Annotated in this window: 10 protein-coding genes; 2 read left to right on the top strand and 8 right to left on the bottom strand. The window is 54.0% G+C overall.

The features are described from left to right. The first annotated feature begins 75 nt into the window (after positions 1-75). Positions 76-792: a GntR family transcriptional regulator gene (locus ACHHZ6_RS13460; RefSeq protein WP_182274154.1), complete on the top strand. Its 717-nt coding sequence runs from the start codon at positions 76-78 to the stop codon at positions 790-792. A gap of 83 nt (positions 793-875) precedes the next feature. On the opposite strand, the gene sucD is transcribed toward ACHHZ6_RS13460, so the two are convergent. From sucD to sdhC, 8 genes are all read right to left on the bottom strand, one after another. Beyond that, positions 876-1745, bottom strand: coding sequence for a succinate--CoA ligase subunit alpha (sucD, locus tag ACHHZ6_RS13455; RefSeq protein ID WP_008501094.1), 870 nt, complete (start codon positions 1743-1745; stop codon positions 876-878). Continuing rightward, the gene (gene sucC / locus ACHHZ6_RS13450) at positions 1745-2911 is read right to left on the bottom strand and encodes an ADP-forming succinate--CoA ligase subunit beta (protein WP_182274153.1); all 1167 of its coding nucleotides are present in this window, start codon (positions 2909-2911) and stop codon (positions 1745-1747) included. The genes sucD and sucC overlap by 1 nt, the downstream gene beginning before the upstream one ends. A gap of 117 nt (positions 2912-3028) precedes the next feature. Beyond that, positions 3029-4249, bottom strand: a complete 1221-nt coding sequence (odhB, locus tag ACHHZ6_RS13445) for a 2-oxoglutarate dehydrogenase complex dihydrolipoyllysine-residue succinyltransferase (RefSeq protein ID WP_182274152.1) — start codon at positions 4247-4249, stop codon at positions 3029-3031. Between the two features lie 14 nt (positions 4250-4263). Then, positions 4264-7071, bottom strand: a complete 2808-nt coding sequence (gene sucA / locus ACHHZ6_RS13440; protein WP_182274151.1) for a 2-oxoglutarate dehydrogenase E1 component — start codon at positions 7069-7071, stop codon at positions 4264-4266. A 348-nt stretch (positions 7072-7419) separates the two neighbouring features. Next, positions 7420-8136 carry a succinate dehydrogenase iron-sulfur subunit SdhB gene (sdhB, locus tag ACHHZ6_RS13435; protein ID WP_182274150.1) on the bottom strand — a complete coding sequence of 239 codons (717 nt, stop codon included), beginning with the start codon at positions 8134-8136 and terminating at the stop codon, positions 7420-7422. Positions 8137-8151: 15 nt separating this feature from the next. Then, on the bottom strand, positions 8152-9918 hold the full coding sequence (gene sdhA, locus ACHHZ6_RS13430) for a succinate dehydrogenase flavoprotein subunit (RefSeq protein ID WP_182274149.1): 1767 nt from the start codon (positions 9916-9918) through the stop codon (positions 8152-8154). Beyond that, positions 9918-10265, bottom strand: a complete 348-nt coding sequence (sdhD, locus tag ACHHZ6_RS13425) for a succinate dehydrogenase membrane anchor subunit (RefSeq protein WP_012016623.1) — start codon at positions 10263-10265, stop codon at positions 9918-9920. The genes sdhA and sdhD overlap by 1 nt, the downstream gene beginning before the upstream one ends. Then, positions 10259-10663, bottom strand: a complete 405-nt coding sequence (sdhC, locus tag ACHHZ6_RS13420; RefSeq protein ID WP_182274148.1) for a succinate dehydrogenase cytochrome b556 subunit — start codon at positions 10661-10663, stop codon at positions 10259-10261. The genes sdhD and sdhC overlap by 7 nt, the downstream gene beginning before the upstream one ends. Positions 10664-11422: 759 nt before the next feature. Here sdhC and ACHHZ6_RS13415 point away from each other — a divergent pair. Next, positions 11423-12706 (top strand): citrate synthase, encoded by a 1284-nt coding sequence (locus ACHHZ6_RS13415; protein ID WP_182274147.1) that lies wholly within the window; start codon positions 11423-11425, stop codon positions 12704-12706. Positions 12707-13059: the final 353 nt, after the last annotated feature.

Genomic DNA, 13059 nt, shown 5'->3' with positions numbered 1-13059 from the left:
ATCTAAATTGTATTATTTACAAATGATGGAGTGAAGGCATAATTCCGTGAAAAGGTATTAAGCGGGCAATACAAAATGGGCAATAAACCAATGTACCGGCAGATAGCCGATGCGCTACGCGAGAAAATTCATGCCGGTGAATTAAAGCCTGGCGATGCATTGCCAACGGAATCCAGCCTTCAGGAGGCATTCAGCGTCAGCCGCGTGACGGTAAGACAGGCATTAAAACGGCTTACGGAAGAACAAATCATCGAAAGCATTCAGGGCAGCGGCTCCTATGTAAAAGAAGAGCGCGTCAACTATGACATATACCAGTTAACGGGTTTTTACGAGAAACTGGCCGACCGAAATGTAGACACCCACAGCGATGTGAAAATTTTTGAAGTGATAAAAGCGGACGCGCGGCTGGCAGGAAAGTTAGACCTTAACCCGGACGATAAAGTCTGGCACGTCAAGCGCGTGCGCTTTATCAAGCAAAAGCCGGTAAACCTCGAAGAAACGTGGATGCCGCTGGCGATGTTCGCCGACCTCACCTGGGAAGTGATGGAGAACTCCAAATATCACTACATTGAACAAGTCAAAAAGATGGTTATCGATCGCAGTGAACAGGAGCTGGTACCGGTGATGCCGTCCGAAGAGGCGATCGCCGCGCTGGCGCTCGATCCGGCAAAACCTATCCTGGAGAAAGTGTCTCGCGGTTTCCTGAAAGACGGCAGAGTTTTTGAATACAGCCGCAACGTTTTCAATACTGACGATTACAAATTCACCCTGGTTGCCCGACGCAGGCAATAAAAAAGGCCACTTTTCAGTGGCCAACCATGTCGAAACGGACATTTTTTTATTTCAACGCTCCCTTTTCAGGGAGCAGAGAGGACTTACTTAATGATGGATTTCAGTGCTTCGCCGATATCCGCCAGGCTGCGAACAGTTTTCACGCCTGCGGCTTCGAGCGCTGCAAATTTCTCATCAGCCGTACCTTTACCCCCGGCGATAATCGCGCCTGCGTGACCCATACGCTTGCCTTTTGGCGCAGTCACACCCGCGATGTAACCCACAACCGGTTTGGTCACGTGCTCTTTGATGTAAGCAGCCGCTTCTTCTTCAGCGCTACCACCGATCTCACCGATCATGACGATCGCTTCGGTCTGTGGATCTTCCTGGAACAGTTTCAGGATATCGATGAAGTTAGAACCTGGGATCGGGTCACCGCCGATGCCCACACAGGTGGACTGGCCGAAACCGTAGTCAGTGGTCTGCTTAACCGCTTCATAGGTCAGGGTACCGGAACGGGAAACGATGCCCACTTTGCCCGGTTTGTGAATGTGGCCCGGCATGATGCCGATTTTGCACTCGCCCGGGGTGATAACGCCTGGGCAGTTCGGGCCGATCATACGCACGCCAGCTTCATCCAGCTTCACCTTCACGGTCAGCATATCCAGCGTCGGGATACCTTCGGTGATGGTGATGATCAGTTTGATGCCTGCATCGATCGCTTCCAGAATGGAGTCTTTGCAGAACGGAGCCGGAACGTAGATAACGGTCGCGGTCGCGCCAGTGGCTTCTACTGCTTCGCGCACGGTGTTGAACACCGGCAGGCCCAGGTGCGTGGTGCCGCCTTTACCTGGCGTCACGCCGCCAACCATCTGCGTACCGTAGGCAATTGCCTGTTCGGAGTGGAAAGTCCCCTGGCTACCGGTGAAGCCCTGGCAGATAACCTTGGTATCTTTATTAATTAAAACTGACATTATTTCCCCTCCACTGCGGCAACAACCTGCTGAGCTGCATCCGTCAGACTTTTCGCTGCAATAATATTCAGGCCGCTGTCAGCCAGTTTTTTCGCGCCGAGTTCAGCGTTGTTACCTTCCAGACGCACAACCACCGGAACGTTAACACCCACTTCTGCTACCGCACCGATGATACCGTCGGCGATCAGGTCACAACGTACGATACCGCCGAAGATGTTAACCAGAACGGCTTTCACGTTGTCATCAGAGAGGATGATTTTGAATGCTTCGGTTACGCGCTCTTTGGTTGCACCACCGCCTACGTCGAGGAAGTTGGCTGGCTCACCACCGTGCAGCTTAACGATGTCCATCGTGCCCATTGCCAGGCCCGCACCGTTAACCATGCAGCCGATGTTGCCATCCAGCGCCACGTAGTTCAGTTCCCACTGTGCAGCCTGCGCTTCACGCGGGTCTTCCTGAGACTGGTCGCGCATTTCGCGCAGATCGGACTGGCGGAACAGTGCGTTGCCGTCAGCGCCCAGTTTACCGTCGAGGCAGATCAGATCGCCCTGAGTGGTGATCACCAGCGGGTTGATTTCGATCAGCGCCAGGTCGCGTTCCAGGAAAATCGTTGCCAGACCCATGAAGATCTTGGTGAACTGCTGAACCAGCTTACCTTCCAGACCCAGTTTGAACGCCAGCTCACGTCCCTGGTAAGGCATTGGGCCTGCCAGCGGATCGATAGCCACTTTATGGATCAGATGAGGGGTTTCTTCCGCCACTTTCTCGATTTCCACGCCGCCTTCAGTAGACGCCATGAACACCACGCGACGGGAGCTACGGTCAACCACCGCGCCCAGGTACAGTTCTTTTGCGATATCAGTCGCCGCTTCAACCAGGATCTGGTTTACCGGCTGGCCATTCGCATCTGTTTGATAGGTTACCAGGCGTTTACCCAGCCAATGTTCAGCAAAAGCACGGATCTCTTCTTTGCTCTTAACAACCTTCACACCGCCCGCTTTACCACGGCCACCAGCGTGAACCTGACATTTAACTACCCAAGGGCCGGAACCGATTTTAGATGCGGCTTCTTCTGCTTCACGTGGGGTAGTACAGGCATAACCCACCGGAGCCGGTAAGCCATACCGGGCAAACAGCTGTTTGGCCTGATATTCATGTAAGTTCATGTGTTCTATCCATCCTTCAGGGTAATCGTTATCTTCAAACCTGTAGACCGGCGCGATCTGTGTGCCGGATGGCACTACGCTTATCCGGCCTACAGGGCAGGTGACGCTAAAGTGTTACTACACGTCCAACAGCAGACGTGTTGGATCTTCCAGCAGCTCTTTAATGGCAACCAGGAAGCCCACGGACTCACGGCCGTCGATCAGACGGTGATCGTAAGAGAGTGCCAGGTACATCATTGGCAGGATCTCAACTTTACCGTCTACCGCCATAGGGCGATCTTTGATGGCATGCATGCCGAGGATCGCACTCTGCGGTGGGTTGATGATTGGGGTAGACATCAGTGAACCGAATACGCCACCGTTGGTAATGGTGAAGTTACCGCCAGTCAGGTCATCTACGGTCAGCTTACCGTCGCGGCCTTTAACAGCCAGCTCTTTGATATTTTTCTCGATGTCAGCCATGCCCAGAGTATCCACATCACGCAGAACCGGGGTCACCAGGCCACGTGGCGTAGAAACCGCCATGCTCACGTCGAAGTAGTTGTGGTAAACCACGTCATCGCCATCGATAGACGCGTTCACTTCCGGGTAGCGTTTCAGCGCTTCAACAACCGCTTTCACGTAGAAGGACATAAAGCCCAGACGGATACCGTGACGTTTTTCAAACGCATCACCGTACTGCTTACGCAGATCCATGATTGGCTTCATGTTTACTTCGTTGAAGGTGGTCAGCATCGCGGTGGAGTTTTTCGCTTCCAGCAGACGCTCAGCCACGCGCTTACGCAGGCGAGTCATTGGCACGCGTTTTTCACTGCGTGCGCCCAGGGCAGGCTGTGCTGCCGGGGCTGCCACCGGGGCTTTGGCTTCGGCTTTCGCCGGTGCTTTCGCCAGGTGTTTCTCGATGTCTTCGCGCGTCAGACGACCACCCACACCGGTGCCTTTAATAGCCGCCGCGTCCAGGTTGTGTTCAGCCAGCAGGCGACGGATCGCCGGGCTCAGCGCGTCGTTGTTCTGCTCTTCCAGAGACGCCTGCTGGCGCTGCGCTGGAGTAGACGCTTTCTCTTCAGATTTAGCGCTGGTCTCTTTACCAGAGCTGTTGCCTTCACGCAGGCGACCCAGGATCTGGCGAGAAGTCACGGTCGTGCCTTCATCTTCCAGCACTGCATCCAGAATGCCATCCGCTGAAGCCGGTACTTCCAGTACCACTTTGTCAGTTTCGATTTCTACCAGCACTTCGTCGCGGGTTACCGCATCGCCTGGTTTTTTGTGCCAGGTGGCGACAGTCGCATCTGCTACGGACTCAGGCAGGTCGGGAACAAGAATATCTACGCTACTCATTATGTATCCTTTAATTAATCGACGTTCAGCGCGTCATTGACCAGATCTTGCTGCTGCTTCTGGTGAACGGACATATACCCTACCGCCGGAGAGGCGGAGGCCGGGCGACCTGCATAACGCAGGGCTGACCCAAATGGAATCACTTCACGGAAATGATGCTGGCTGCAGTACCATGCGCCCTGGTTGAGCGGCTCTTCCTGGCACCAGACAAAATCATGTACGTGAGCATACGGTTTCAGCGCTTCCTGCACCGCCTGGTGCGGGAATGGATAAAGCTGTTCGATACGCACGATGGCGACATCTTTCTGGTCGTTCTTACGGCGCTGTTCCAACAGGTCGTAATAAACCTTACCAGAACACATCACCACACGCTTCACAGCTTGCGGATCCAGTTCGTCAATCTCACCGATGGCTGGCAGGAAGGTGCCATTTGCCAGTTCATCCAGGCTGGACACGGCCAGCGGATGACGCAGCAGAGATTTCGGCGACATCACCACCAGCGGACGGCGCATACCACGCAGCGCCTGGCGACGCAGCATGTGGTAAACCTGAGCCGGCGTGGACGGCACACAGACCTGCATGTTCTGCTCGGCGCAGAGTTGCAGATAACGTTCCAGACGCGCAGAGGAGTGCTCCGGACCCTGCCCTTCATAACCGTGTGGCAGCAGCATCGCCAGGCCACACATACGGCCCCACTTCTGCTCACCGGAAGAGATGAACTGGTCGATAACCACCTGCGCACCGTTGGCGAAGTCACCGAACTGCGCTTCCCAGATGGTCAGGGTGCGTGGTTCTGCGGTGGCGTAGCCATATTCAAATGCCAGTACCGCTTCTTCAGACAGTACGGAGTCCCAGACCTTGAACTGGCCCTGACCGTTATGGACGTGCTGCAGCGGGGTGTAGGTTGAACCGTTAGACTGGTTGTGAACCACCGCGTGACGGTGGAAGAAGGTGCCACGGCCCGCATCTTCACCGGACAGACGAACAGGAATGCCTTCGTCAACCAGCGTCGCGTAAGCCAGTGTCTCTGCACCGCCCCAGTCGAACAGCTTCTCACCTGCCGCCATAGCCTGACGGTCAGAATAGATCTTCTGTACGCGAGACTGCATCTCAATGGCGTCTGGTACAGTGCTGATGCGTTTAGCCAGCTCCTGCAGGCGCTTCATCTCAACCTTGTTCGGGTAGCTCTCATCCCACTCGTGGTTGAGGTACGGCGACCAGGTAAAGGAGTGCATATTCATTGGGCGCAGCTCTTTCACTACGCATTCACCCGCATCCAGCGCGTCGCGGTAGAGGTTGACCAGCTCGGTCGCATCTTCCAGCGTGACGACTTTGTCGTTTTCCAGCTTGTCAGCATAGATTTTACGCGGCGTCGGGTGCTTTTTGATTTTCTGGTACATCAGCGGCTGGGTTGCACTTGGCTCATCAGCTTCGTTGTGGCCGTGACGGCGGTAGCAGAACAGGTCGATCAGCACATCGCGTTTAAAGGTGTTACGGAAGTCCAGTGCCAGACGGGTAACAAATGCCACTGCTTCCGGGTCATCCGCATTAACGTGGAAGATCGGTGCCTGCACCATCTTACCGATGTCGGTGCAGTACGGAGTGGAGCGTGCATCCAGTGGGTTAGACGTGGTGAAGCCTACCTGGTTGTTGATCACGATGCGAACGGTACCGCCCACTTCATAACCACGCGCCTTGGACATGTTCAGGGTTTCCTGAACCACGCCCTGGCCAGTGATGGCTGCATCACCGTGAATGGTAATTGGCAGCACTTTATTGCTGCTCGGCTCGTCCAGTCTGTCCAGACGCGCACGTACAGAACCGATAACCACCGGGCTGACGATTTCCAGGTGTGACGGGTTAAACGCCAGCGCCAGGTGAACCAGACCGCCTTCGGTTTCGATATCAGACGAGAAGCCCATGTGGTACTTAACGTCACCAGTGCCAAGGTGTTCTTTATGTTTGCCTGCGAACTCGTCAAACAGATCCTGCGGTTTTTTACCCAGTACGTTGACCAGAACGTTCAGACGACCACGGTGCGCCATGCCGAGAACCACTTCGCGGGTACCGCTGTTGCCAGCGTGGCGAATCAGTTCTTTCAGCATTGGTACTAACGCATCACCGCCTTCCAGCGAGAAGCGTTTTGCGCCCGGGAATTTCGCACCCAGATAACGCTCAAGGCCTTCTGCTGCGGTCAATTCATTCAGGAAGCGTTTTTTCTCATCAGCCGAGAACGTCGCGTGGCCAGCCACGGACTCAATGCGCTGTTGGATCCAGCGTTTCTCTTCTGTAGAGGTGATGTGCATGTATTCCGCGCCGATGGAGCCGCAGTAGGTTTGCTTGAGCGCGTTAATCAAATCGCCCAACTTCATCGTGTCTTTGCCGATGGCAAAGGAACCTACGTTAAAGCTTTCCTGGAAATCGGCCTCGGTCAGATCGTGATAAGCCGGATCGAGATCCGCTACACGGTCTTGCTGCCACAGTCCCAGCGGATCGAGATTCGCATGCTGGTGACCACGGAAGCGATAAGCGTTGATAAGCTGCAGGACTTTAACCTGCTTCGCATTGGTGTCAGGGTCGGAAATCGCAGAAGAGTAACGTGAGGCATCCTTCGCCAGACGACGGAAATAATCACGTGTTTTGGAATGGAATTGATCCGGTTTGACTCCCGTGCCAGGCAACTGCTGGAACATGGAACGCCAGTTAGCGTCCACTGAGTCAGGATCGGTTAAGAAGTCTTCATAGAGCTGTTCTATCCAGCTCTGGTTAGCACCAGAGAGGTAAGAAGAGTCCAGCCAGGCTTTCATTGCGCCGTTCTGCATCGTGATCCCTTAAGCATTTTTATGCTTACTTTCGCCGTAGAAACTACCACGTACAACACGTACGTGCCGGGGTTCACCTGCGAGCTCTTTCTGGCCCGCGAAGGAACCTTTAAAAACTGCCATTAATCTTCTTCGTTCAGGCTGCGACATCGTTGGCTGCCTTCACTTACCCCTGTCACATAGTGAACTATGCTCCCGGGGATGCGCTCAGTCGCCGCCTTGTCTCGCTCTGAACGCCTCGATTACTGGATGTGCCATTCTGGCGGTTTTTAAAGATTTCCTACAATCCGTTCCCTCTCCCTGTGGGAGAGGGTTAGGGTGAGGGGAACAGCGCTCCCCTCTCACTACTTACGCACTGCGCTGCAACAGCATCGACTTAATGTGGCCGATGGCGCGCGTCGGGTTCAACCCCTTCGGACACACACTGACGCAGTTCATGATGCTATGGCAGCGGAATACGCTGAAAGCATCACTTAGCCCTTCAAGGCGGCTATCGGTTTCGGTGTCGCGGCTATCGATCAGGAAACGATAGGCAGCCAGCAGACCGGCCGGGCCGATAAACTTGTCCGGGTTCCACCAGAACGACGGGCAAGACGTTGAACAACATGCACAAAGAATACACTCGTACAGCCCATCGAGTTTTTCACGCTGCTCAGGAGACTGTAAGTGCTCACGAGCGGGTGGATTTTGCCCATTATTCAACAAGTAAGGCTTAATCTTCTCATATTGTGCATAGAATTGCCCCATGTCCACCACCAAATCGCGCACGACCGGCAGGCCTGGCAGAGGACGGATAACAATTTTCTGACCCGGACGCTGCAGCGCTGAAACTGGTGTGATGCAGGCCAGGCCATTTTTGCCATTCATATTCACGCCGTCGGAGCCACACACACCTTCACGGCAGGAGCGACGGAATGACAGCGTTGGGTCTTTTTCTTTCAGCTGCATTAATGCATCCAGCAGCATCATGTCACGGCCTTCTTCTGCTTCCAGCGTGTAATCCTGCATACGCGGAGCATCGTCTACATCCGGGTTATAACGATAAACTGAGAATTCGAGTTTCATTGTCCTGTCTCCGCATTAGTAAGTACGAATCTTCGGCGGGAACGCCGGACGCAGTTTCGGTTCCATATTGACGCTACGACGCGTCATGGTTTCCGACTCTGGCAGATACAGGGAATGGCACAGCCAGTTTTCGTCATCCCTTTCCGGGAAGTCGAAGCGGCTATGCGCGCCACGGCTCTCGGTACGGAAGTTTGCCGACACCGCAGTGGCGTAAGCGGTTTCCATCAGGTTATCCAGCTCCAGACACTCAACGCGCTGGGTGTTGAACTCGCTGGAGGTGTCATCCAGACGGGCGTTTTTCAGACGCTCGCGGATAGCCTTCAGTTGCTCCAGGCCTTTCGCCATCGCGTCACCTTCACGGAAGACCGAGAAGTTGTGCTGCATACATTCCTGAAGCGCTTTACGGATTTCCACCGGATCTTCGCCGTTACGGTTGCCGTTCCAGCGGTTGAGGCGTTCGAGAGAAGCATCAATTTCAGCTTCGGTGGCATCCAGCAGGTCGCCCTGCTCGGCAATGGATTCCTGCAGATGCAGACCCACCGCGCGGCCAAACACCACGAGGTCAAGCAGGGAGTTACCGCCCAGACGGTTGGCACCGTGTACGGATACGCAGGCGATTTCGCCCACCGCAAACAGACCCGGGATAACCACATCTTCACCCTGCTCGTTCACGGTCAGTGCCTGGCCGGTTACTTTGGTCGGAATACCGCCCATCATATAGTGGCAGGTTGGGATAACCGGGATCGGCTCTTTGACCGGGTCGACGTGAGCGAAGGTACGGGACAGCTCCAGGATGCCCGGCAGACGGGATTCCAGAACCTCTTTACCCAGGTGGTCGAGTTTCAGCTTAGCGTGTGGCCCCCACGGACCATCGCAGCCGCGACCTTCACGGATTTCGATCATGATAGAACGCGCTACCACGTCACGACCCGCCAGGTCTTTCGCATTCGGGGCATAACGCTCCATGAAGCGCTCGCCGTGTTTGTTCAGCAGATAACCACCTTCACCACGGCAGCCTTCTGTCACCAGTACGCCTGCACCAGCGATACCCGTTGGGTGGAACTGCCACATCTCCATATCCTGCACCGGCACGCCAGCGCGGATAGCCATACCCACGCCGTCACCGGTGTTGATGTGGGCGTTGGTGGTGGACTGATAAATACGGCCTGCACCGCCGGTCGCCAGCACGGTGGCCCGGGCTTTGAAGTAAACCACTTCACCGGTTTCGATACACAGCGCGGTACAACCCACCACTGCGCCATCGGCGTTTTTCACCAGATCCAGCGCGTACCACTCGGAGAAGATGGTGGTGTGGTTTTTCAGGTTCTGCTGATACAGAGTGTGCAGCAGTGCGTGACCAGTACGGTCAGCCGCCGCTGCAGTACGTGCCGCCTGCTCGCCGCCGAAGTTTTTCGACTGGCCGCCAAACGGACGCTGATAAATGGTGCCATTTTCCAGACGGGAGAATGGCAGACCCATATGATCCAGCTCCAGAATCGCTTCCGGGCCGGTCTTACACATATATTCAATGGCGTCCTGGTCACCGATGTAGTCGGAACCTTTTACCGTGTCGTACATGTGCCATTCCCAGTTATCTTCATGGGTATTACCGAGTGCCACGGTGATACCACCCTGCGCAGACACGGTATGGGAACGGGTCGGGAATACTTTAGAGAGCAGCGCACAGGTCTGGCCGCTCTGGGAAATTTGCAGCGCTGCGCGCATACCTGCGCCACCAGCACCAATCACAACAGCATCAAATTCTCTGACTGGCAGTTTCATTACACACCCCACACCACAACGAATCCATAAATAACGTAAACCACCAGTGCAACGACGATAGCCAGCTGCAGAGGAAGGCGAATGGCCAGTGGTTTAACGTAATCGGTCAACACCTGCCACATGCCAATCCAGGCATGAATAAGGATGGAGAACAGAGCCAGCAGGGTAAACACTTTGGTGAAGGCAGATCCGAAGAACCCACTCCAGATTTCCCACGTCAGCTCGCCGCTGGTCGCGAAGAAACCGATCATATAGATGATGTAAAGCGTGAGGACGATGGCAGTAGCGCGGACCAGGATGAAGTCATGTACGCCATTGCGTCCTAATGCGGAGGCGTTGCTTACCATACGAGAACTCCTGCAAGAAGTGAAAGCACGACTGTTACCACAAATGAAATGTTAGCGGAGCGTTTCCCGGCTTCGAAAGTTTCTTCCAGGTAGCCGAAGTCCATCAGCATATGACGCACACCCACAACAACATGGTACGCCAGCGCCGTCAGAATGCCCCACATGATAAATTTCACGAAGAAGCTGTTCATGATGGCCGAGGCCTGGAGGAATCCTTCAGGAGAAGAGAGGCTAGTCCCCAGTAACCACAGCAGAATGCCGACCGCCACAAACGTAATCACACCAGACACACGGTGCAGAATGGACGCGATTGCTGTTACAGGGAACCGGATCGTTTTGAGATCCAGATTGACAGGTCTTTGTTTTTTCACATTTCTTATCATGAATAACGCCCACATGCTGTTCTTATTATTCCCTTTGGATTTCGCGTTACAGAAAGGCGGCAAGTCCGGGAAACCCGGGAGCATAGATAACTATGTGACCGGGGCGAGCGGGCGCAGCCAACGCACCTGTAACGTGAAAGACTATGGGATTTCCTTCCTCCGGCTGCGATGCGGGTCATACAGCGTTCCTTTTCTATAACTGCGCGTCATGCAAAACATTGCTTCCAGATGCTAAAACGACACGTTACAACGCTGGGTGGCTCGGGATTGCAGGGTGTTCCGGAGACCTGGCGGCAGTATAGGCCGTTCACAAAATCATTACAATTAACCTACATACAGTTTGTCGGGTTTTCTCTGGAACAGTGATCAGGGTCACGATAACAACATCTTTTTAAATTTTAATCATCTGATTTGACAAATGTTAAACAATATTGTTACAAACGTCATCAGAAAAGGCATATAATGCGCAAAAGTTATGAGGTCTCTCTTTCACCTGAGAAATAGTTATGTAACAGTGTGATGGTATTGACCGAAGTTATCAGGACAGTTATTAGTGATATACAGGTTTGAATAATTCGGACTGTAAAAACGCTGGTTTGCTGTAGTTTCACTGATATTTCATCCGTTTACCTGCAAGGCGCCATAGCTCTGTACCCTGGTTTCTCCTCGTGAGCTGAGCGGTAAGCCAAATAACAATCTGGTAACGGTGATTAACAGCTGAATGCAAATCCGCTGAACAGCAGTCTTAAGCATAAGGCGCTAAGGAGACCGTAAATGGCTGATACAAAGGCAACGCTCACCCTAAATGGTGACACTGCTATTGAACTGGATGTGCTAAAAGGCACGCTCGGTCCGGATGTTATTGATATCCGTACGCTGGGTTCCAAAGGGGTGTTCACCTTTGACCCTGGATTCACCTCTACCGCATCTTGCGAATCCAAAATCACCTTCATCGATGGTGACGAAGGTATCCTGCTCCACCGCGGTTTCCCCATCGATCAGTTAGCCACCAATTCCAACTACCTGGAAGTGTGCTACATCTTGCTGAACGGCGAAAAGCCAACGCAGTCGCAGTACGATGAATTCAAAACCACCGTAACTCGCCACACCATGATCCATGAGCAGATCACCCGTCTGTTCCATGCGTTCCGTCGTGATTCCCACCCGATGGCCGTCATGTGTGGTATTACCGGTGCCCTGGCAGCGTTCTACCACGACTCTCTGGACGTGAATAACCCACGCCACCGTGATATCGCGGCGTTCCGTCTGCTGTCCAAAATGCCAACAATGGCGGCGATGTGTTACAAATACTCTATCGGCCAGCCGTTTGTTTACCCACGTAATGACCTCTCCTACGCCGGTAACTTCCTGCGCATGATGTTCTCCACACCATGTGAAGAGTATGTGGTCAACCCGGTACTGGAACGCGCGATGGATCGTATTCTGATCCTGCACGCTGACCACGAACAGAACGCATCGACCTCCACCGTCCGTACCGCAGGCTCTTCAGGCGCGAACCCGTTTGCCTGTATCGCTGCCGGTATCGCGTCCCTGTGGGGACCCGCGCACGGCGGCGCGAACGAAGCTGCGCTGAAGATGCTGGAAGAGATCAGCTCTGTTGAGCACATTCCTGAATTCGTGCGTCGCGCGAAAGACAAAAATGACTCCTTCCGCCTGATGGGCTTCGGTCACCGTGTTTACAAAAACTATGACCCACGCGCCACCGTGATGCGTGAAACCTGCCATGAAGTGCTGAAAGAGCTGGGCACCAAAGATGATCTGCTGGAAGTGGCAATGGAGCTGGAACACATTGCGCTGAACGACCCGTACTTCATCGAGAAGAAACTCTACCCGAACGTAGACTTCTACTCCGGTATCATTCTGAAAGCGATGGGTATTCCGTCTTCCATGTTCACCGTGATCTTCGCTATGGCACGTACCGTAGGCTGGATTGCGCACTGGAACGAAATGCACAGCGAAGGCATGAAAATCGCCCGTCCTCGCCAGCTGTACACCGGCTACGAGCAGCGTGATTTTAAGTCTGATATCAAGCGCTGATGTTAGCAGGGTGCGGCCTGATGCCCTCACCCTAACCCTCTCCCACAGGGAGAGGGAACAAACATTAAAAACGGCAACCCTGGGGTTGCCGTTTTGCTTTTACCTTGTGCGGCCTGATGCCCTCACCCTGACCCTCTCCCACAGGGAGAGGGAACAAACATTAAAAACGGCAACCCTGAGGTTGCCGTTTTGCTTTTACCTTGTGCGGCCTGATGCCCTCACCCTGACCCTCTCCCACAGGGAGAGGGAACAAACATTAAAAACGGCAACCCTGGGGTTGCCGTTTTGCTTTTACCTTGTGCGGCCTGATGCCCTCACCCTGACCCTCTCCCACAGGGAGAGGGAACAAACAT

It is taken from the genome of Enterobacter cloacae complex sp. 2024EL-00214 (assembly GCF_043945575.1).
Classification (GTDB): Bacteria; Pseudomonadota; Gammaproteobacteria; order Enterobacterales; family Enterobacteriaceae; genus Enterobacter; species Enterobacter cloacae_P.
The sequence above is the reverse complement of the archived record's forward strand: the minus strand, read 5'-3'. Positions and strand labels throughout refer to the sequence as shown.

Excerpts from the sequence above, each read along its gene's own strand:
- ACHHZ6_RS13460 (WP_182274154.1), top strand. The coding sequence starts at position 76 with ATGGGCAATAAACCAATGTACCGGCAGATAGCCGATGCGCTACGCGAG.
- sucD (WP_008501094.1), bottom strand. The coding sequence starts at position 1,745 with ATGTCAGTTTTAATTAATAAAGATACCAAGGTTATCTGCCAGGGCTTC.
- sucC (WP_182274153.1), bottom strand. The coding sequence starts at position 2,911 with ATGAACTTACATGAATATCAGGCCAAACAGCTGTTTGCCCGGTATGGC.
- odhB (WP_182274152.1), bottom strand. The coding sequence starts at position 4,249 with ATGAGTAGCGTAGATATTCTTGTTCCCGACCTGCCTGAGTCCGTAGCA.
- sucA (WP_182274151.1), bottom strand. The coding sequence starts at position 7,071 with ATGCAGAACGGCGCAATGAAAGCCTGGCTGGACTCTTCTTACCTCTCT.
- sdhB (WP_182274150.1), bottom strand. The coding sequence starts at position 8,136 with ATGAAACTCGAATTCTCAGTTTATCGTTATAACCCGGATGTAGACGAT.
- sdhA (WP_182274149.1), bottom strand. The coding sequence starts at position 9,918 with ATGAAACTGCCAGTCAGAGAATTTGATGCTGTTGTGATTGGTGCTGGT.
- sdhD (WP_012016623.1), bottom strand. The coding sequence starts at position 10,265 with ATGGTAAGCAACGCCTCCGCATTAGGACGCAATGGCGTACATGACTTC.
- sdhC (WP_182274148.1), bottom strand. The coding sequence starts at position 10,663 with ATGTGGGCGTTATTCATGATAAGAAATGTGAAAAAACAAAGACCTGTC.
- ACHHZ6_RS13415 (WP_182274147.1), top strand. The coding sequence starts at position 11,423 with ATGGCTGATACAAAGGCAACGCTCACCCTAAATGGTGACACTGCTATT.